The sequence below is a fragment of the Mesorhizobium sp. M1050 genome, from assembly GCF_040318715.1.
Lineage (GTDB): Bacteria > Pseudomonadota > Alphaproteobacteria > Rhizobiales > Rhizobiaceae > Mesorhizobium.
Genome location: NZ_JAMYMV010000012.1, coordinates 1 through 19246 on the forward strand (window position 1 = coordinate 1; position 19246 = coordinate 19246).

A 19246-nucleotide genomic window follows, 5' to 3' on the forward strand; every position below is an offset into this window, starting at 1 on the left:
TAACGCGCCGCAAGAACAGCATGAATTGGGCCGCCAAACTGGCTCAGAACACTCGCAAAAACAGCGTTTATGGATGCGCACTAGCTAGGCAATATCGACATGATCCGCTACGTATTCATAATGCATAAGATTGTGCCGAATAATGGATAAATCGGATATCACGTTCGAACGCATCCGCACCTTCGTTCGCGTTGCGGAACGGGGTAATCTGTCGCTGGTTGCCAGCGAACTCGGCATAGGGCAATCGACGGTTACGCGGCATTTGCAGGAGCTTGAAGAGGCGGTGGGTGTGCCTTTGCTCAGCAGGACCACCCGGCGGGTCACGCTGACCGATGAGGGTAGGCGGTACTATACAAACAGTATCCAGATCCTGCGCCTTGTCGAGCAGGCCGGCGACGAAGCGCGGGGCGCACGTGGCGCGCCGGCTGGCACCATCCGGATATCCTGTACGGCCGCTTTCGGGGTCTTGCACACCACCCGGCTCATCTTCGCCTTTCAGGACCGATATCCCGACATCGGAATTGACCTCAGCCTCACCGATGAGCGTGTGGATTTGGTCCGGGAAGGCGTCGATATTGCGCTTCGCTTGGGACCACTTACTGACAGCTCGTTGAAGCTGCGGGCCCTCGGCCTGTCACGGCGCCTGCTCGTGGCATCGCCGGATTATCTGGCGGCGCGAGGGAGACCGGCTGTCCCGTCGGACCTGTCTGGACATGAGGGCATCCGGATGTCGAACGTGGCGGGCAGTGAAACTCTTGCTTTGCAGGGCGCTGGAGGCGAGCGCTATATGGTGCCCTTCGCGGGGCGACTGCGTGTCGACCATGGGCTTGCCGCGCGTGAGGCCCTGGTCGCGGGTCGAGGGATCGCACCGGCTCATCGATGGCTTGTCGGAGATCTTTTGGAGGCTGGCCTGCTCGAGACCTTACTGGATGATTATTCGCTGCCGTCCGTCCCGTTGAACATGTTGATCGTCCCGGAGCGCGCGGGCGTTGCAAGGGTTCGCCTGCTGGTCGACTTTCTGGCTGAACGGATAGCCGATATCCCGGGGATCGAGAAGTCCATCTCACAGCGTTAGCCGCTATCTGGTCTGCCCAGAAGAGTAGCTTGCGATAGCGCCAACCATCGTTTATCGCCGATGGACGATGAGCGACAGCCCCTTCGAAACCCATACACTCCGCTCCGCGTCGGAGGCCCCGGACAGCCGCGCCGTCGCTGCTCGGCTGGCAGCGCTTTCGCACCCGGCGCGTATCGAAATCCTGAAATACCTGTCGGCCAGCAGCTCCTGTTGCTGCCGCGAGGTCGTCGATCGTTTCGATCTGGCGCAGTCCACCGTGTCACAGCATTTGAAGATATTGGTCGAAGCCGGGCTGGTCCGGTTCGAGCCTGATCGCCAACGCTCGCGCTATGCGATCGACCACGCAGCGCTCGCCGATGTCTCGATGTCGCTGACCGCGCTCGTCAATTCCTGCTGCTCCGGCCGCTAGATCCATGATCCCGAAAACTGCAGCCCTGTTTTCGGAAGAGATCATAGTCAAAAAGACATAAGAAGAAGGCACAAAGAATGGCCAAAAAAACCGTCTCCGACTCTTCGACCTTCAAGACGCTGCTCAACCTGTGGCCCTATATGTGGCCGGCGGATCGTGCGGATCTGAGAGCCCGGGTCACCTGGGCGACGCTTCTGTTGGTTGTGGCCAAGCTGACGCTGGTCGCCGGTCCCTATTTTTTCAAATGGGCGACCGACGCGCTGGCCGGTGACGCCAAATCGGTGCCGCCGCTGCCGAGCTTTCTGCTGGCGCCTGTCATGCTGGTCGTCGCCTACAATGTCGTGCGCCTGGTGCAGCTTGGCTTCAATCAGTTGCGCGACGCGCTGTTTGCCCGCGTTGGCCAGTACGCAGTGCGCCAGCTTGCTTTCCGCACCTTCGTCCACATGCACCAACTGTCGCTGCGCTTTCATCTCGAGCGCCGCACCGGCGGCCTGTCGCGCATCATCGAACGTGGCACCAAGGGCATCGAGACGATCGTGCGCTTCATCATGCTTAATACAGCGCCGACGATTCTCGAATTCGCGCTGACCACCGGCATCTTCGCCTACACCTATGGCTGGAAATATGTGGCCGTCGTGGCGGTCACCGTCTGGGTCTATGTCTGGTTCACTGTGCGCGCCAGCGACTGGCGCATCTCGATCCGCCGCGACATGAATGATAGCGACACCGACGCCAACACCAAGGCGATCGATTCGCTGCTCAATTACGAAACAGTCAAGTATTTCAACAACGAAGGCATGGAGGCCGAGCGCTTCGACCGCTCCATGGCACGCTACGAGATATCGGCAACGCGCATCTGGACCTCGCTTGGCTGGCTGAATTTTGGCCAGGGCATCATCTTTGGCCTCGGCACAGTCATCGTCATGTGCATGTCGGCGCTGGAGGTGCAGGCCGGCACGCAGACGGTCGGCGATTTCGTCTTCATCAACGCCATGCTGATGCAGTTGTCGGTTCCGCTCAATTTCATCGGCTTCATCTACCGCGAAATCCGCCAGGGGCTGACCGATATCGAGCAGATGTTCGACCTTTTGGATGTGCCGCAGGAGATCGTCGACAAGCCGGATGCGAAGCCACTTACTGTTAGCGCCGGCAAGGTCGAGTTCCGCGACGTTCAATTCTCCTACGACCCGAACCGCAAGATCCTGAAGGGCGTCAGCTTCGAGGTGCCGGCCGGCAAGACCGTCGCCATTGTCGGGCCATCGGGCGCCGGCAAGTCGACCATCTCGCGGCTTCTATTCCGCTTCTACGATGTGCAGGACGGCCAGGTGCTGATCGACGGCCAGGATATCAGGGACGTGACGCAGGAGAGCTTGCGCGGAGCAATCGGCATGGTGCCGCAGGATACTGTGCTGTTCAACGACACCATCGCCTACAACATCCGCTACGGCCGCGTCGGTGCCAGCGAGGAGGATATGCGCAAGGCTGCCGAACTCGCCCAGATCGGCCCCTTCATCGAGCGGCTGCCAGATGGCTACAAATCGATGGTCGGTGAGCGTGGGCTGAAACTCTCGGGCGGCGAGAAGCAGCGCGTGGCGATCGCCCGCACCATCCTGAAAGCCCCGCCGATCCTGATGCTCGACGAAGCGACTTCGGCCCTCGACAGCCACACCGAGCAGGAAATCCAGGCGGCGCTCGACCTGGTCAGCCGCGGTCGCACCACCATCGTCATCGCCCACCGGCTGTCGACGGTGATTACGGCCGACGAGATCATCGTGCTGCAGGACGGCCAGATCGCCGAGCGCGGAACGCATGCCGAACTGATGCACAAGCATGGCCTCTACGCCTCGATGTGGGATCGCCAGCGCGAGGCAACGGAAGCCGAGGAGCGGCTGCGCATCGCCCGCGAGGGCGACGAACTTGGCGTCATCGTTCGCCGCCGGCTATCCGAGGTGAATTGATGCCGCCTACCAGGTGAGCCGCCTACCAGATGAGAAGGAAGAAATTTCCGCTTGACCTCAACTTAAGTTGAGATTGTAGGTCGTTCTTGGAGCCCGGAAGCAACATGATCCAAGAACGGAATGATCGAAATGAGCAAGGGAAATCAGAACGTTAACGGCGGCAGCGTGTTCAGGGTGGACAAATTCGTCGTCCCGGCCGCCGCTCGCGAGGAGATACTCGCCAAGGTCCGGACAACGCATGAATTGCTGCGCCGGCAGCAGGGCTTCGTGCAGGATTTCCTGCTCGAGCAATTCTCGGGGCCGGGCGAATTCAACCTCGTCACCATCGTCGAATGGGAGAGCCAGGCGGCCGTCGACAATGTCGTGCCGATCGTCAAGGCGGCGCACGAGCGCATCGCCTTCAACCCGCAGGAGACGATCGCCCGGCTCGGTGTTCGGGCCGACATCGCCAACTATCGGCGTGTTCCCGGACTGTAATAGGATTTCCTACGGCCAGCCGACGCCGGGTGCCGGTGCGTCCACGCTGAGCACCTGGCCGGTGCGCGCGTCGCTGACCATGTGCTCGAAGCCACGCCATTCGGCGGCGAGAATGAACAGCGTTTTCCTGTCGGTGCCGCCCAGCATGCAGGCAAAGCAGCCGCGATCGGCAACGACCGTCTGCAACACCTCACCGCCTTCGCTCACGCGCACGCAATGCTTGTTGGGAACATCCGCATACCAGATCGCCCCCTCGGCATCGAGGCAGATGCCGTCGGGATAGCCGTCCACATCAGCCCAGACCCGCCGGTTGGACAGAGTGCCGTCGGCCGCAATGTCGAAGGCAGTCAGCCTGTTGGCATGCGATTCGGCGACGATCAGCGTCTTGTTGTCCGGGGTGACCGCCATACCGTTGGCAAAGGCGATGTTTTCCGCCACTTGCCGGACGGCACCGCCCGGCGTGACCAGCACGATCGTGCCGGGACCGAAATGCTCGCCCGGCGCCGGCGCCGGGCCGCCGCCATTGACATAGATGTTGCCACGCCCATCGACAACGATCTCGTTCCACGGGCTATTCGAGAGGCTGCGCAAATCGGCATGGGTGACGAGCCTTCCATCTGCTTCCTGTCGCAATAGCAAGCCGTCGCGACCGGAGATGACAAGCAGACGGCCATCCGGCAGCCAGTCGATGGAGTAGGGCAGGACAGCTGGCACGGTGAGCGTGACCTCGCGGTTGCCGTCGGCATCGACGGCGACGATCTCGCCGGTCCCCCAATTGCAGACCCAGAGCCGTCCGTCGTGCCAGCGCGGCGACTCGCCGAAGGCGAGGCCGGCGGTCAGGAGATGCGCTTGGGTGGCCGGTTGTTTCTGCATTTGCGAGAGCTCCTTGTTGCGCACGTCATCATGGCCGGGCGGTCCAGAAAGACGCTGTCTCACCAAGGACGGATGACGGCGTGCGTTGCCGACAGGCATCACGCAACAATTCAACTCGGCCACCGCTACGCTGAGCTCCTGAAGCAAAATCTCGAAATCAGTTTTCTGAATGCTCTAAAAACGTCGGCGACTAGACACTTGAAAATGAATTTCAAATGCTTTTATTTGCTCTTCAAGGTATTATTCTGCTGCTGCAGATAAGAAGGCCGCTGGCATGTTCGGAATTTTTTCGCGGAAGAAAAAGCTTCAGCAGTCGAGAACGGTTTCGCCCGTCCGTTCGGAGCAGCCGATGGCCAGCCCGCATGTGTCTTCAGTTATTGTCCCGTTTTCAGCTGTCGAGCGCGCTGCCAAGGAGAATTACGTTGCTGATCTCGTGACCGCGGTCATGGATTTCGTCAACGCGATGCTCAATCAGGGCCTCTACAAAGATCACGAAATTCCGGCATCGGCGAGGCAGTTTTTTCATACCGATCTCTACGCCCTGGAAGTAAGCAATGGCGGCCACAGCCAATTTATCCGCAACTACCATGGTGGCTTCGACAAAATTACCTCCGATGCGAGGTTGGCTCTGGCTGGAATGCGAGCGACAAATCATTTGGCTGCTTTGGAACAAATGGTCGCTTGGGTCAGGGAACACCCAAAAGAAGCGGAGGAACAGACCGGATTCGAAGGTGGTCGCGCTGATTTCCTTGATGAGCTCGACGATCTTTTTTACAAGGAGGAAGATAGCGTCCCGTTGCTTGCCCGCGCAGTGGGTTGGATTGCCTCATGGCCTGAACTGGAGATTGTCGACGATGCCGAATGCCAGGAGGCCATTCTCGACGTTGTGATGGCTAATCCCAGGCGTGAACCTCGATTGCGCCATCGCTCGGTGTTCCATCTGAAAGCAGTGATGACGAGCCGACTTCAAGTGGGCATCGGTTTAGCCTGTGCAGGCTTGCCGCAACCCGAGGTCAAGCTCGGGGTCGGCGAAGGAAGGGTGTTGGACATAGACGGCGAGAAGCAGATGGCTTTTCCTGTCGTAACCAATGCCTGCAGGGCGCTTTTGTGCGTGGTCACGTCGACACATGCAGCGGCATACCAGTACCTTGCTGCCGATGGCACGGAACTGGAACTCGACTTCGGACCCAACGACAGCGTCACCGACGACATCGATGAGTTATTTGGTGACAGTGTTCCACGTGTCGGCTTGAAGCTGTCGCATGTCGGCGCCGATTCAATAGCGACCGTCATCAAATTGGCTGAAGCCTATCGGGCGCCAGCAGCCCTCGACCTTCTTTTGCGCAGGGCTGGAGTAGACACTGCAGGAGCAGTTGCCTTGCCGTCGATGTTGGTTCCGAGAGAGGGAGGATCGGTCGTCAGTTGGACAGTTGCTGCTGGCGCTAGACCATTGCTCTTGTTGTCCGCTCCCAACGGCAGCATGCTCTTGAGATCGAGCGCGGAAGACCCGCTAGCGGACGCCGGTAGGCTTGAAATCGAAGAACATTTTGCGCGAGCCGAAGCCGATGGCGCCAACTAATCTGGTCCGGTCGTCTCGATGGCGCCGCGCTACTTTTTCTCCGTCAGGAAGAACGTTCCATCAGCATGGTCGGCGCAAATGGCCTTTTCCGCCACGCTGGCGGCCTTGCTGCAGTCAAAGGATAGCTTGGCTTGCGCTATTGCGCTGCCATTCGATGCCGCCAGCGCGAGCAGAACCTACTTGTGGCGGCCCATCGCTTGGCAATGAGGTGCACCGTGTTGGGGTTTAGGATCATGGGCGGTCGGCTTGTTCCCGCATTTTGAACCGGCGGTGCCCCGAATTCTGCCGACAATGACGCCGACAGGCAAGCGCACCACCGCTTCTGTAGGACGCGGCCAATACAGCCTTGCCGATTGTTGCGTTGCGGCGAGGGGGGCTTTCGGCTATTGAGGCCGCAATTGAAACGGAGCCCGTTTTTACCCGATGAGCCTTGTCGATACGGTCAAGAACGCGTTCGTACCGATCCATCGCGAAGGCTATCCCTTTATCGCGGCCTTTGGCGCGGCGACGCTTTTCCTCGGCTATTTTTCCTCGATCCTGTTTTGGATCGGCCTTATCCTGACGGCCTGGTGCGTCTATTTCTTCCGTGATCCCGAGCGCGTCACGCCGGTCGACGACCACCTCGTGGTCAGCCCCGCAGACGGCATCATCTCTGCGGTCGGGCCGGCCGTGCCGCCGCGCGAGCTTGGTCTCGGCAACGTCGAAATGACCCGTATCTCCGTGTTCATGAACGTGTTTTCCTGCCATGTGAACCGCGCTCCCGTACGCGGGCGCATCACCAAGATCGAGCATCGGCCGGGAAAATTCCTCAATGCCGAACTCGACAAGGCCAGCACCGAGAACGAGCGCAACGGCCTGGTCATCGAGAGTCCCAACGGCACGGTTGCGGCTGTGCAGATCGCCGGCCTGGTGGCGCGCCGCATCGTCTGCTGGGCCGAGGCCGGCGGCTCGATCGCCATCGGCGAGCGCTTCGGCCTGATCCGCTTCGGCTCGCGTGTCGATGTGTTCCTGCCGCTGGCCGCCACGCCGCGTGTTGCCGTTGGCCAGACGGCGGTCGGCGGCGAAACGGTGCTGGCCGAATTCGGCGGTGTCGCCGGCACGCCTCTTGTTCGGATTTCCTGACCGTGGGCACGCAATACAAAAAGTTCGAGGCCCATGCCAGCGGCGGTCCGCGCATCCGCGAAATCCCGATGCGCATGGTGCTGCCCAATCTGGTCACGGTACTTGCCATCTGCGCCGGCCTGTCCGGCATCCGCTTCGGCTTCGAAGGCCGCTTCGAGCCGGCGGTGGTGATGGTGCTGCTTGCAGCCTTCCTCGACGGCATTGACGGCCGCCTGGCGCGGATGCTGAAGGCAACCTCCAAATTTGGCGCCCAGATGGATTCGCTGGCCGACATCGTCAATTTCGGCGTGGCACCTGCTCTGGTGCTCTATGCCTTCCTGCTCGACCGCGCCGGCTCGCCGGGCTGGATCGCTGCACTTCTGTTCGCCATCGCCTGCGGGCTGCGGCTCGCCCGTTTCAACGTGCTCGACGACGACAAGGCCGATCGCCCCCTATGGCAGTCCGAATATTTCGTCGGCGTGCCGGCGCCGGCCGGCGCCGTGCTGGTGATGCTGCCGCTCTATCTTTATTTCCTCCGCACCGGGCTGGAGCCCAGTCGTCCAGCCGCCTTTGTCGCCACCGGCTTCACCATTCTGGTCGCCTTCCTGCTGGTCAGTCGGCTGCCGGTCTATTCCGGCAAGAACCTGAGAATCCCGGGCGACAAGGTGCTGCCGATTATCCTTGGTGTCGTGCTCTACGTGCTCCTGCTGATGACTTATCCCTGGTACACGCTGACGGCGTCGGTCGCCGGCTACCTGATCTTCCTGCCGTTCAGCGTGCGCGCCTATTCGAAACGCGCCAAGCTGGAGGGTGAGAAGATACCGCCTTCGGATATAGGTTAAGTCATTATCTCCCCCCTTGAGGGTCAGATGGCCGGCAGGCCAGAGGGGGTCGCGCGCGTGAAGCGCCAACCTCTGACTGTCGCAAGACACCCGGTCGAACCGACCCCCTCTGTCGCCTTCGGCGACATCTCCCCCTCAAGGGCAGGGCTATCGCATATGAGTAAAGAGGTCATAGAAGAAGTCTTTGCTCCAGTTTGCCCTTCGCATCTTGCTGGCAATTGGTTTGTCGAGCGGATGGGCAGCCAAGATGTTTTGCGCGAGTCTTCGGATGACGGCCAGATTTTGTGGAGCGTTGTCCTTTCGGGTGCGGGCGTCATCTTCATGGAAGACAACATCGAGGCTCCAGTGCAACTGGTTTTCGATTGTCCAGTGGGCACGTACGGTCTCGGCCAATTTCCTGGGCGTGAGCAGCTTGGAGAGCGCGATGTAGCGGACCGACGCAGCCGTTTTATTGTCGGCCGTGCGCAGGGCTTCGATGCGACCGATGGCCTTGAGGCCTGGGAACACAGGCAGGTCCTTGAGTTTGGCAAGCGGCAAGATGCTGGCTCGGCGCACTTCGGTGCGGCCGTGAGCAGTGTCGCGCGTTTCGAAGCAGGCGATCTCGCCTGCCGCGGCAAAGCTTTTCTCAGCCGCGGCAAACAGACGGCCACGATTGGCCTTCAGCCCGAAGGCGTAATGCGCCTTCTGCGCAATCAGCGCTTGGGCCGTGTCGGGGCGGCAATGCAGGGCGTCGGCGGTGACCGTGCAGCCCTTAAGATCCAAGCTCTTCAGCAACGCCAGCGTCGCCCCGACCTCGTCGGAGGCCAGCGCCCGCGTTGTCGCAATCGCCAGCCTGGTCTCGGCATCCCAGGCACTGACCATCAGCGGCGGCATGAAGGCACGCCCCTTCTCATAGCCGCGCCTGAGCGCCTTGCCGTCGATAGCCACCACGCCACGCGGCGGGCCAAGTCCAAGTTCGCGCAGCAACGCCGACATGAAGGCGCTCAGCGCGTTCGACAATTCCTGCGGATCAAGAAGCCGAAACACCCGGCTGAAGGTGTCGTGGCTCGGACATCCATGCTTCAGTTCGACGATCTCTTTCAGATCGTCTTCCCGCCCCTCCACGAATTCAGCAATGTCCACACAGCTTTTGGCACCGCACAGCGTCGCTGCAAGCGCCAGGAACAGAAGCTCCGCAAGATTATGCCGCGCATTGATATCGCGCGGATCTCGAACCTCGCGCAGGATAGACATAACCAACGGCACTGCGGCCTCCTCTGTAACGAGAAAGCCTCTCAAGAATCCCTCTTTTCCTACTTGGCAAGAGCAAATCAACTTATCTGCGATTCCCCTGCCCTCAAGGGGGGAGATTACGCCGCGACGCCGAGTCCCAGCCTGTCGATCGCCAGCTTTCTCGTCGACACATAGTCTGTCTTGCCGGAACCCAGCACCGGGATTTCCTCGACCTTGACGATGTCGTTGGGCACCATCAGTTCGGCCGCACCTGCCTGTTTGCCGAATTTGCGCAACTCGTCGGGATTGGCGTCGTCGGCCGTGGTGACCAGCACGATGCGTTCGCCCCGCCGCTTGTCCGGCACGGCCACCGCCGCGTGCCGTTCTTCCGGCCATAGCGACTGCACCAGCATCTCGACCGCGCCGAGCGACACCATTTCGCCGGCGATCTTGGCAAAGCGCTTGGCGCGGCCGCGTATGGTGATGAAGCCTTCGCGGTCGACCGAAACGATGTCGCCAGTGTCGTGCCAGCCGGTCAAGGGCTGCAGTTCACCGGGACGCTCCGCGGTCATGTAGCCCATCATCAGGTTTGGTCCGTCGAGCCACAATTGTCCGGCGCCGGAGATGCCTTCGACCGTCTCCAGCTTCATGCGCATGGCCGGCAGCAGCCGGCCGACGGTGCCGTCGCGGCCATGGATTGCGGTGTTGACGGCAACCACGGGGGCGGCCTCGGTCAGTCCGAATCCTTCGATGATCTCCGCCTGGAAGCGTTCGCGATAGATGCGGCGGGTTTCCGGCTTCACCGCTTCGGCGCCGGCGACGACGAAGCGCAGGCTGGAAAAATCACCATCCTTGGCGGTGCGCGCATAATTGGCGAGGAACGTGTCGGTGCCGAACATGATGGTCGGTTTCGCCTTGCGCGCCACCTCGGGGATGATCTTGTAGTGGAGAGGCGAGGGGTAGAGGAACAACTTCACGCCGGTGACCAGCGGCAGGATGGTGCCGCCCGTCAGCCCGAACGAGTGAAACACCGGCAGCACGTTGAGAAGGATGTCGGCGGGCGAGATGGTGATGCGTGCCTCGGCTTGCATGGCGTTGGCAAGCAGGTTCTTGTGCGAAAGGATCACCGCCTTGGGCGTGCCTTCCGATCCTGAGGTGAACAGGATCACCGCCGGCTTGGCCGCATCCAGCCGTTGCAGCGGCCAGCGCCAAAGCAAGGCGGCGGCAAGCTTGTCCAGCGCCGTGACGCCTTCGCGCACATCCTCCAGCCAAAGCAGCCTGGCACCGCCCTTTTCGACAGCCTCGACGATATCGGCAAGGTCGGCCTTCTCGACGAAGGCGCGGGAGGAAATCACGGTCCTTATCACCGCCGTGCGCACCGCCGCAGTCACGCTCGCCGGCCCTGCCGTATAGTTGATCATCGCTGCCACCCGGCCGGCGGACAGAAGCCCGGTAAGCGACAGCACGACGCCATTGGCGTTCGGCACCATCAGCCCAACCGCTTCGCCCGGCGCCGTGACCGCCTCGAAGCGGCGGCCGAGGACCCGGGCGCCGATGAACATCTTGCGGTAGCTCAGCGCGCCGGAGATGACGTCCTCGATGATCGGGTGAGAAGCGCCGACGCGGTCGGCAGCATCGCGCATGGCCAGGAACAGGCCGCGATCGAGGTTAGTGGCGAAAAGCCGTGCCTCGGCGACGCGGTCGAACAGCGCATTGGTGTTTGAGGCCTGGTCGGGGTTGCGCGCCACCAGTTCGGCGATGGTCATCGGCTCCAGCACACTGATCGACAGTTGCGGAAAGCAGTGCCGTGGTGCCTTGTCCGCCGGCGTCAACGACACCGACAGGCTTCGTGCGCCGCCCACGAAGACCGGCACGATGCTGGCGTTCGCCTGCATGGCGATGCGGGTGACGGCACGAAACAGCCGAAACGTCTTGACGTCAGGCTCGACCGCATCCGGCAGATAGACGGCGAGCCGGCCTTTGCCTTTGAGGACACGCACCAGCCGGCGGCTGACGAAGACGTGTTCCGCATTGAAGGCGATGGTGCGGCCAAGCCCGCGCCACGGTTCGAGCCAAGGGGACCGCGCCGAGACCTCGTCGAGTATGTGCAGTGTGTCGTCCGGCAGAAGCGACAGCATCAGCGCCGGCTCGAAACGCGACTGATGCGAGATGACGTAGATGACGGGAGCCTGCGCGTTGCGGGCGATCCTGATGCGGGCGTCGGCGATCCGGTAGGCGAGCTTGAACGGCACATAGAGCAGCGCCTGGGTGAAGCGCACGCCGAGGCGGAATTTTTCCACCACGCCGATCAGCAGCCAGGCGAGGGCAAGACCTGCAAGCAGCGCCAGTGTCAGGATCATGCCGCGTCTCTCCCAACGTTTTATCATCTCGGCTCTTTTGCGGCCGCTTCGCCAAGAACCTAGACCATGTGGGAGCAACGTCAATGCGGATGAGGGCAAGCTTACCTTCTCGCCCCGCGCGAAAATGGTCTGTATTCACGCCGCCTTCAACCGTCCGCTGATGAAACGGAATTCCTGCGTCTTGCCGCCATAGCCATAGGCCGCCGCCGGCACTTCGTGCACGAAGGCATAACTTTCCTCATGCACGCCGCCCAACAGGCGGCCGAAGGCCGCAAAGATCGCCTTGAGATAGGCCTCCAGCTCGAGCTTGGTGTTGGTGCCGTCAACCACCTTGATATCAAGCCAGAACGTATGGGTGCCGTCCTCGGCCAGCGACTTGCCGCCGGCGAACCAGTGCTGCGGATCGATGTAGGATATGGCAACCGCGGTGATCGTCGGATCCTTGCGCAGCTGCGTGGCGGTGATTTCGGTGACTTCTTTTGCGATGCGAGTGGAAAGAGCCGCGTCAGGCCTGCCGGTGACGCTGATGTTGATGATGGGCATTTCTCTTCTCCTTGGTTCGAGCGGCGTCTGATCGCCGCTGGACGGGACTATGTCACCCCTATTCAGTCAAGAAAATCGAATTGTTTTTAACTTAAAGTTCGATATTATCAAATTATGGAAACGCTTGATCCCGATCTGCTCAGAACCTTCCTAGCGTTCGTCGACAGCGGCTCACTGGCCCAGGCGGCTTCAAATGTCGGCCGTTCGCCCTCGGCGGTTACCGCCCAGATGCAGCGGCTGGAGGAAATCGTCGGCGAGCCGCTACTGGCGCCGCAAGGGCGGGGCCGCGGCCTGACGCCGGCGGGTGAGGACCTCGTCGGCCATGCCAGGCGTATCCTTGCCGCCCATCGGGAGGCATGGCTGGCGCTGAAGGGGGCACGCGCTGCCGGGCGCGTCGCCATCGGCACGACACAGGATTTCGCCGATAGCGGCCTGCCGGACCTGCTGCGTGCCTTCGCCGTCAGTCACCCGCGCGTCAGGATCGAATTGCGTGTCGGCCGCTCCGCCGAACTGGCGGAGGCGCTGCAGTCCGGCGGACTCGATCTGGCGATCGTCATGCGTCAGGCGGCAGTGCCGGACGAAGTCGGCGTTCTGCGTGAGCCGATGATATGGCTGTGCTCGCAAAAAGGCTTGGCCTCGCGGCAGGAGGAACTGCCGCTGGCGCTGCTCGATCCCTATTGCGGCTTTCGCGAAGCGGCACTTGCCGCGCTCGATGCGGCCGGCCGCCGCTACCGCATTGCTGCCGGAAGTGCCAGTCTGGCCGGCCTGCGCACGGCGGTGAACGCCGGTGTCGCGTTGACGCTGCGAACGGCCCGCTTTGCCCATTCCGGCATTATCGAGGCGCCGCGCGAGCTTGGCCTGCCGCAGGTTCCGACGGCTGAATTCGCGATCCGGCTGCGCGCCGGCGCCGATGGTCCGGCGGGTGATCTGGCGACACTGCTCAGTGGCAACCTTGCCTCGTCGGCCGGCTGAACGGCAAAGAAAAAGCCGACGTTGGGGTCGGCTGAGAGTAGGACGGGCCGAGGGGTTTGGGGGGACTTGGGGATGGCCCGTCGCACCAACAATGCCTGACCCGGATAATGGTTCCACGACTGTGTAACTTTTTTTAAGAATATTTGACGTCATGCGTTGCGAGCGGGCCATCAGCCAATCCCGCCCAGCATGGGCAAACACAGCGCACAACACGATAGTGCCGCCTATCATGCTGGCGACTGGTGCAATCCGCCCAGGAACAGAAAGGCAAACCGGACCGCGAACCGCACTTCGGCCGAGCAGAGCAATCCGGATTCGGCCGCCGGGATGAGCCGCGCGTCCTCCGTCCACAGGATCGGCTGCGTGCGCTATACGGGTGAAACTCGGTGCAGCGCTACGCCAGCCCCGTGCTCATGTTGGGGCGGACGTTCCATGGCGAGCTGCGCTGTCACAAAGCTTATTGCGTCACCTGATAGAGCTCCGAGGCGGCTTCTTTCAGGGCGCGCCGACCATCGGATCTGAAATACATCATGTGCCCGCCCTCGACGACATCGAGATGGATCGGCTTGGCATTGGCGAGCGACGAGATCTGGTTCACCAGGTAACGCGAGGCGAGGTAAGGCGTGACCAGGTCGGTGTAGCCGTTGACGATCACGACGCCGAGCGAAGGGTTCAGCGAGCGTGCTTTTTGCAGATCATTCATCACCCCGGCATAGCCTTGCCGTGAGGCGCTGGTCCCGTAATCCCAATTGTGGCTGATTTCGCCATTGAGCAGCCGATAGCTGACATCGGTGCGGAAATTCAACTCGTTGCTGATATAGCCGACGAAAGCCGACGTTAACGCCGGGACGCTCCGGTCGAGCACGGGATCCGGGCCGGCGATGCGGGCGCTCTCGGGCGCGATGTCCGCCGTGCCGATCATGGCGTCGTATGGGCTGAGCACTTTGCCGCTGGCACGGGCGAACTCCCTTGCGAACAGGCCGGTCGGTATGCGTGCGGAGTTCCGCTGCACGAGTTCGAGCGGCAGGCCGGTGATGTCAGCCACGCGTTGGCTCGCCAGCCGCCTGCCTTGCTCCAGTCCGCTGGTGAGCGCCGTGAGGTAATCTCCCAGCGCATATTGTTCGACTTCCGCCAGCTTCTCCCGCAGGGCATCGCCGCTGACGCCTGCGGCGCGCAGGCGCACCGCCGCCAGCGAAGGCAGTTCGAGCGCCCAATGCAGCGGCTCGAATTCGTCGGGCTGCACCAGCGTGAACTCCAGCGCCGGGGAGATCAGCACGATGCCGTTCGGACTGATGCCGATATCCTCCTGCAATGTCCTGGCAAGCAGCGCCGCCCGGAACCCGCCATAGCTTTCGCCGGCGAGGAACAGCGGCGATCCGGTGCGGCCATTCTGCGCCAGATAGAGCCGGATGAAGGCGCCGACCGAGCTGGCATCCTGGTTGACGCCCCAGAAGTCGTGCGTGTCCTGGCCCGGTGCCTCGCGGCTGTATCCTGTCCCGACCGGATCGACGAAGACGAGATCGGTCATGTCGAGCCAGCTGTCCGGATTGTCGATGAGTCTTTGCGGCGAGGGCAGGAATTCGCCTTCGGCTCCCGTTGCGATAATACGCGGACCGAGTGCACCGATATGCAGATAGGCGGACGCTGCTCCGGGGCCGCCATTGAACACGAAGGTGATCGGCCGCTGCGGGTCTCTGGCCGCGCTTGACGGTGGCTCCAGCGTGTAAGCGACATAGAAGATCTCCGCCGTGACATCGCCCTTGCCCGAAAGCAGCGAAAGGGTGGCGGCCTTTGCCTGATAATCCAGCTTGCGCCCGGCTAGGGTGATCGAGTGCCTGGTGATCTGCGGCGGCGGCAGCAGGGACAGCACGCCGCCCGAAGGTGCCGGCCGCTCCGCCGTTTCAGCCAGGACGGGCTGCGCCAGGGCGGCAAGCACAGGCAGGATAAGGAAGATCAGTTTCAGCTTGACCGGCATGATGGCTCCGCGAGAACGACTCCCACATAGGTATGGCCGAGACGGTCGAAGTCAAAGGAAATGGCTGTGTGGTTGAGCAACTGACGCTGCTGCGTTCCTTCTCCCTTCGTCCTGCCGTACGGGAAAGGAGACCGGCAGCCGCCACGCCCCGGCTACGTGGGTGATAGGCGACAGCCGGCGTGACCTGGCCGCCATTTGAGAGCAGTGGGTTTGGCCGCCGCGGCAATGGCCGCGACGCCCGGAGAATTGTCGGCTCGCTTCTCGGCGGCGGCGAGCGGGCTGCTTGGCTCCGACCGCGTCTTGGCGGATGGCTTGTATGCAGTGGCAATGAACAATATTGCCTTCCCGTGGGATCGGCGCAAATCTCGACTGGACGAGACAGTCGACGAAAGGGAGAGAGCATGGATGCGACCGAACTGAAGGCCATGCAGGCGCCGCTGAAGCAGGCCTATCGTGACGACGCTTCGCAGGCCCTGATCACGCTTCGCGCCAAGGGCTCGATCGACGACCAGTCGGTCGCCTGCAAGGTGGAGACGGGTAGGGCGCTCGCCATCGCCGGGCTGCATCCGGCAACAGGTGGCTCGGGCCTTGAGCTCTGCTCGGGCGACATGTTGCTGGAAGCGTTGGTGGCCTGCGCCGGGGTGACGCTGAAGGCGGTGGCGACGGCGCTCGAGTTCAAGATCGGCGCCGCCACGGTGGAAGCAGAAGGCGACCTCGATTTTCGCGGCACGCTCGGTGTGGCAAAAGATGCGCCGGTCGGCTTTCGCGCCATTCGGGTCAATTTCAACCTCGACACCGATGAGCCGCAGGAGCGGGTAGACTCACTGCTGAAGCTGACCGAGCGCTATTGCGTGGTGTTCCAGACCATCAACCAGAAGCCGGAACTGACGGTTTCAGCTCGGCGCTGACGCTTACTGCGCTGACGGTTCTTCCGCATCGCCCTCGTCGGTGAAGGGCGAGGCGCTCGGCACGCATTGCACCGACCAGCCGGCCGGTGTCGGCTGTTTCTGATACTCAGCGATGGCGGCGGTGCACTGTTCGCGCTTGTCGAAGGTGCTGGGCAGGACGACCATGCCGCCCTGCGGGCCGGCGATTACCAGATACCAGACCAACGCTGCGGTCGTTGCCATTGGGATTTCCTCGTTCTGCCAGTTGGGCGCTTGTTGTGGGAGTCGCTGTGATCCTACCAACTCCACGGAAGTGACGAAAGCATGGCCGCGGCGCAGCCTCTAGCCGTCACATCACAGCCGCGTGATGAGGCGGCGGGTTTGTCACGCTACCGCCCGCGCGAGTGCGACTATTCCGGCTGCCGATAGGCGACGAAGCGGTTGTGCTTGGCCTGGAAGATCAGCCCGGTCTCCTTCAAGTCGGGGCTCGCCAGCGGTACGATGAGCTTGGCGATCTCCGAGGGGTGCGGCAGCGTCGCCGGATCCTCGCCGGGCACCGCCTGCGCCCGCATGGCGGTCCGGGTGGCGCCGGGGTCGGCTGCATTGACGCGCAGCGGCAGGCTCTGCGTCTCATGCGCCCAGGAACGCATCATCGTCTCGACCGCCGCCTTGGACGCTGCGTAGGGCGCCCAGAACGCGCGGGCCGAGTGCGCGGCATTGGATGACAGGATGATCGCTCGCCCGGCGTCGGAAAGCCGCAGCAGCGGGTCGACCGAGCGGATCAGCCGCCATGTCGAGGTGACGTTGATGGTCATCACCTTCTCGAAGGTTTTTGCTTCGACATGACCGATCGGCGAGATGACGCCGAGCACGCCGGCATTGGCGACGAGAATGTCGAGTTTGCCCCAGCGTTCGTGGATGGCGCCGCCCAGCCGGTCGATGCCGGCCATGTCGGCGAGGTCGAGCGGCACCAGCGTCGCCTGGCCACCGGCAGCCTTGATCTGATCGTCAAGCTCTTCCAGGCCGCCGACAGTGCGCGCCACCGCGACGACATGGGCGCCTGCGGCAGCCAATTCCTTGGCGATGAAATAGCCGATGCCACGCGAGGCGCCGGTGACGACCGCAACGCGGCCGGTAAGGTCGAGGGGACGGGTCAACGGGCAACTCCGAGGGCTAGCGTTCTAACTCGGACTTGGCTCTGCCTCGTCAGCCTGCATATTTGGCGAAAGCGGAGGTGGGAGCGCAATCTCCCCCCTTGCGGGGGAGATGTCCGGCAGGACAGAGGGGGGTGTGAAGGATCGCCAATTTTCGAAATGATCCGACCCCGAGAGAGAACCCGGCCACGCGCGCGGCTGGAATTGATGGACAGGATGGAGGGACAGCACCCCCCTCTGCCCTGCCGGGCATCTCCCCCGCAAGGGGGGAGATCGGCTGCTTCGAGGAGGCCGCAACAAAGTGATCGCGGCGAAATTTGCAAACCGGCGAAATTCACAGTTGCAGCAAGGCCCTACGTCCCGCTCGTCGCCAGCAGCGACAGCGTGCGCACATTGTCGTGGCCTTCGAAGTCGAGCAGGCGGGTCGGGTACTGGCCGGTGAAGCAGGCGTCGCAGAATTGCGGCTGGTCGTTGTCGCGGCTGGCCTCGCCGACGGCACGGTAGAGCCCGTCGATGGTGAGGAAGCCGAGCGAATCGACGCGGATGAACTCGGCCATTTCTTCAACCGACATGCGCGATGCCAGAAGCTTCGACTTCTCCGGCGTGTCGACGCCGTAGAAGCAGGAGGCGCGTGTCGGTGGCGAGGCGATGCGCATATGCACTTCCTTGGCACCGGCGTCGCGCACCATCTGCACGATCTTCTGGCTGGTGGTGCCGCGCACGATGCTGTCGTCGACCAGCACCACGCGCTTGCCCTCGATCATGCGGCGGTTGGCATTGTGCTTCAGCTTGACGCCCATGTGGCGGATCGAATCGCCCGGCTGGATGAAGGTGCGGCCGACATAGTGATTGCGGATGATGCCGAGCTCGAACGGAATGCCGGCCGCCTGAGAAAAGCCGATCGCCGCCGGAGTGCCGGAATCCGGCACCGGCACGACGATGTCGGCCTCGACCGGACTTTCGACCGCCAGCTCGGCGCCGATGCGCTTGCGCACCTCATAGACGTTGCGGCCTTCGACCGACGAATCCGGTCGCGCGAAATAGACATATTCGAAGATGCAGAAGCGGGTCTTCTGCGGCTCGAAGGGGAACAGGCTTTCAATGCCCTTGGACGTGACGACTACCATCTCGCCGGGCTTCAGGTCACGCACGAAACGCGCACCGATAATATCGAGCGCGCAGGTTTCGGAAGCCAGGATCCAGGCGCCGTCGAGATCGCCGAGCACCAGCGGCCGGATGCCGAGCGGATCGCGGCAGCCGATCATCTTCTTGGCCGTCATTGCCACCAGCGAGAAGGCACCCTCGACCTGCCGCACCGCATCGATGAAACGCGAGTTGAGATCGCGCTCCTTGCTGGTAGCGACGAGGTGCAAAAGCGTTTCGGTGTCGGAGGTGGAGGAAAAGATCGCGCCTTGCTTCTGCAGCGCACGCTGTACGGTCATGGCATTGGTCAGATTGCCGTTGTGAGCGACGGCAAAGCCGCCATCGGCGAGCTCGGCGAAGAAAGGCTGGATGTTGCGCATGCCGGCGCCGCCGGTCGTGGCGTAGCGCGTGTGGCCGATGGCGCGGTTGCCTTGCAGGCTGTCGATGACGCGCTGCTTGGTGAAGGTGTCGCCGATTAGGCCGACATGGTGTTCGACGTGGAACTGGCTGCCGTCGTAGGAAACGATGCCGGCCGCTTCCTGGCCGCGATGCTGCAGCGCATGCAGGCCCAATGTGACGATAGCCGCGGCATCCTGCCGGCCGAAAATGCCGAATACGCCGCATTCGTCGTGGAAATGGTCGTCAGCCTCGGCGGAAAGCACGTCGTCTGCGTCTGCCATCTTAAG

At 62.4% G+C, this 19246-nt stretch carries 17 protein-coding genes and 1 pseudogene; 9 read left to right on the forward strand and 9 right to left on the reverse strand.

The features are described from left to right. Window positions 1-142: 142 nt before the first annotated feature. From NKH57_RS09700 to NKH57_RS09715, 4 genes are all read left to right on the forward strand, one after another. Window positions 143-1075 carry a LysR family transcriptional regulator gene (locus NKH57_RS09700; RefSeq protein WP_352943786.1) on the forward strand — a complete coding sequence of 311 codons (933 nt, stop codon included), beginning with the start codon at window positions 143-145 and terminating at the stop codon, window positions 1073-1075. A 67-nt stretch (window positions 1076-1142) separates the two neighbouring features. After that, on the forward strand, window positions 1143-1484 hold the full coding sequence (locus tag NKH57_RS09705) for an ArsR/SmtB family transcription factor (RefSeq protein ID WP_023761633.1): 342 nt from the start codon (window positions 1143-1145) through the stop codon (window positions 1482-1484). 77 nt (window positions 1485-1561) lie between these two features. Further along, entirely contained in the window at window positions 1562-3442 is a 1881-nt protein-coding gene (locus NKH57_RS09710) for an ABCB family ABC transporter ATP-binding protein/permease (RefSeq protein WP_352943789.1), read from the forward strand. Window positions 3443-3571: 129 nt separating this feature from the next. Next, window positions 3572-3919 (forward strand): antibiotic biosynthesis monooxygenase, encoded by a 348-nt coding sequence (locus NKH57_RS09715; protein WP_352943791.1) that lies wholly within the window; start codon window positions 3572-3574, stop codon window positions 3917-3919. A 9-nt stretch (window positions 3920-3928) separates the two neighbouring features. On the opposite strand, the gene NKH57_RS09720 is transcribed toward NKH57_RS09715, so the two are convergent. After that, window positions 3929-4792: an SMP-30/gluconolactonase/LRE family protein gene (locus tag NKH57_RS09720; protein WP_352943793.1), complete on the reverse strand. Its 864-nt coding sequence runs from the start codon at window positions 4790-4792 to the stop codon at window positions 3929-3931. Window positions 4793-5066: 274 nt separating this feature from the next. Between NKH57_RS09720 and NKH57_RS09725 the strand changes: the two genes are divergently transcribed. The 3 genes from NKH57_RS09725 (at window position 5067) to NKH57_RS09735 (ending at window position 8314) form a co-directional block, all read left to right on the forward strand. Continuing rightward, window positions 5067-6371: a DMP19 family protein gene (locus NKH57_RS09725; protein WP_352943795.1), complete on the forward strand. Its 1305-nt coding sequence runs from the start codon at window positions 5067-5069 to the stop codon at window positions 6369-6371. A gap of 423 nt (window positions 6372-6794) precedes the next feature. Beyond that, entirely contained in the window at window positions 6795-7493 is a 699-nt protein-coding gene (locus NKH57_RS09730; RefSeq protein WP_352661955.1) for a phosphatidylserine decarboxylase, read from the forward strand. A gap of 2 nt (window positions 7494-7495) precedes the next feature. Beyond that, window positions 7496-8314, forward strand: coding sequence for a CDP-alcohol phosphatidyltransferase family protein (locus NKH57_RS09735; RefSeq protein ID WP_502904069.1), 819 nt, complete (start codon window positions 7496-7498; stop codon window positions 8312-8314). Window positions 8315-8461: 147 nt separating this feature from the next. On the opposite strand, the gene NKH57_RS09740 is transcribed toward NKH57_RS09735, so the two are convergent. The 3 genes from NKH57_RS09740 to NKH57_RS09750 all read right to left on the reverse strand — a co-directional run bounded on the left by NKH57_RS09740 (window position 8462) and on the right by NKH57_RS09750 (window position 12429). Next, window positions 8462-9559, reverse strand: a complete 1098-nt coding sequence (locus tag NKH57_RS09740; protein ID WP_352943797.1) for an ISAs1 family transposase — start codon at window positions 9557-9559, stop codon at window positions 8462-8464. A 104-nt stretch (window positions 9560-9663) separates the two neighbouring features. Next, window positions 9664-11886 carry an AMP-binding protein gene (locus NKH57_RS09745; protein ID WP_352943799.1) on the reverse strand — a complete coding sequence of 741 codons (2223 nt, stop codon included), beginning with the start codon at window positions 11884-11886 and terminating at the stop codon, window positions 9664-9666. Window positions 11887-12021: 135 nt separating this feature from the next. Then, window positions 12022-12429 (reverse strand): tautomerase family protein, encoded by a 408-nt coding sequence (locus NKH57_RS09750; protein WP_023761624.1) that lies wholly within the window; start codon window positions 12427-12429, stop codon window positions 12022-12024. A 114-nt stretch (window positions 12430-12543) separates the two neighbouring features. Here NKH57_RS09750 and NKH57_RS09755 point away from each other — a divergent pair, with 114 nt between their 5' ends. After that, entirely contained in the window at window positions 12544-13401 is an 858-nt protein-coding gene (locus NKH57_RS09755; protein ID WP_352943801.1) for a LysR substrate-binding domain-containing protein, read from the forward strand. A 138-nt stretch (window positions 13402-13539) separates the two neighbouring features. Here NKH57_RS09755 and NKH57_RS09760 read toward each other — a convergent pair. Further along, window positions 13540-13757 (reverse strand): annotated as a pseudogene (locus NKH57_RS09760) (DMT family transporter); the annotation flags it as partial. A 101-nt stretch (window positions 13758-13858) separates the two neighbouring features. Further along, a complete protein-coding gene (locus tag NKH57_RS09765) occupies window positions 13859-15376 on the reverse strand; it encodes a S10 family peptidase (protein ID WP_352943803.1) in 1518 nt (505 codons plus the stop codon). A gap of 401 nt (window positions 15377-15777) precedes the next feature. Here NKH57_RS09765 and NKH57_RS09770 point away from each other — a divergent pair, with 401 nt between their 5' ends. Continuing rightward, a complete protein-coding gene (locus tag NKH57_RS09770) occupies window positions 15778-16284 on the forward strand; it encodes an OsmC family protein (protein WP_352943805.1) in 507 nt (168 codons plus the stop codon). A 3-nt stretch (window positions 16285-16287) separates the two neighbouring features. On the opposite strand, the gene NKH57_RS09775 is transcribed toward NKH57_RS09770, so the two are convergent. The 3 genes from NKH57_RS09775 to purF form a co-directional block, all read right to left on the reverse strand. Next, window positions 16288-16506: a hypothetical protein gene (locus tag NKH57_RS09775; protein WP_023761619.1), complete on the reverse strand. Its 219-nt coding sequence runs from the start codon at window positions 16504-16506 to the stop codon at window positions 16288-16290. A 167-nt stretch (window positions 16507-16673) separates the two neighbouring features. After that, a complete protein-coding gene (locus NKH57_RS09780) occupies window positions 16674-17420 on the reverse strand; it encodes an SDR family NAD(P)-dependent oxidoreductase (RefSeq protein WP_023761618.1) in 747 nt (248 codons plus the stop codon). A 350-nt stretch (window positions 17421-17770) separates the two neighbouring features. Beyond that, window positions 17771-19240 carry an amidophosphoribosyltransferase gene (gene purF / locus NKH57_RS09785; RefSeq protein ID WP_023761617.1) on the reverse strand — a complete coding sequence of 490 codons (1470 nt, stop codon included), beginning with the start codon at window positions 19238-19240 and terminating at the stop codon, window positions 17771-17773. Window positions 19241-19246 lie beyond the last annotated feature (6 nt).

Bases quoted from the DNA above. Each gene is read 5' to 3' on its own strand.
- NKH57_RS09700 (WP_352943786.1), top strand. From the start codon at position 143: ATGGATAAATCGGATATCACGTTCGAACGCATCCGCACCTTCGTTCGC.
- NKH57_RS09705 (WP_023761633.1), top strand. From the start codon at position 1,143: ATGAGCGACAGCCCCTTCGAAACCCATACACTCCGCTCCGCGTCGGAG.
- NKH57_RS09710 (WP_352943789.1), top strand. From the start codon at position 1,562: ATGGCCAAAAAAACCGTCTCCGACTCTTCGACCTTCAAGACGCTGCTC.
- NKH57_RS09715 (WP_352943791.1), top strand. From the start codon at position 3,572: ATGAGCAAGGGAAATCAGAACGTTAACGGCGGCAGCGTGTTCAGGGTG.
- NKH57_RS09720 (WP_352943793.1), bottom strand. From the start codon at position 4,792: ATGCAGAAACAACCGGCCACCCAAGCGCATCTCCTGACCGCCGGCCTC.
- NKH57_RS09725 (WP_352943795.1), top strand. From the start codon at position 5,067: ATGTTCGGAATTTTTTCGCGGAAGAAAAAGCTTCAGCAGTCGAGAACG.
- NKH57_RS09730 (WP_352661955.1), top strand. From the start codon at position 6,795: ATGAGCCTTGTCGATACGGTCAAGAACGCGTTCGTACCGATCCATCGC.
- NKH57_RS09745 (WP_352943799.1), bottom strand. From the start codon at position 11,886: ATGATCCTGACACTGGCGCTGCTTGCAGGTCTTGCCCTCGCCTGGCTG.
- NKH57_RS09750 (WP_023761624.1), bottom strand. From the start codon at position 12,429: ATGCCCATCATCAACATCAGCGTCACCGGCAGGCCTGACGCGGCTCTT.
- NKH57_RS09755 (WP_352943801.1), top strand. From the start codon at position 12,544: ATGGAAACGCTTGATCCCGATCTGCTCAGAACCTTCCTAGCGTTCGTC.
- NKH57_RS09765 (WP_352943803.1), bottom strand. From the start codon at position 15,376: ATGCCGGTCAAGCTGAAACTGATCTTCCTTATCCTGCCTGTGCTTGCC.
- NKH57_RS09770 (WP_352943805.1), top strand. From the start codon at position 15,778: ATGGATGCGACCGAACTGAAGGCCATGCAGGCGCCGCTGAAGCAGGCC.
- NKH57_RS09775 (WP_023761619.1), bottom strand. From the start codon at position 16,506: ATGGCAACGACCGCAGCGTTGGTCTGGTATCTGGTAATCGCCGGCCCG.
- purF (WP_023761617.1), bottom strand. From the start codon at position 19,240: ATGGCAGACGCAGACGACGTGCTTTCCGCCGAGGCTGACGACCATTTC.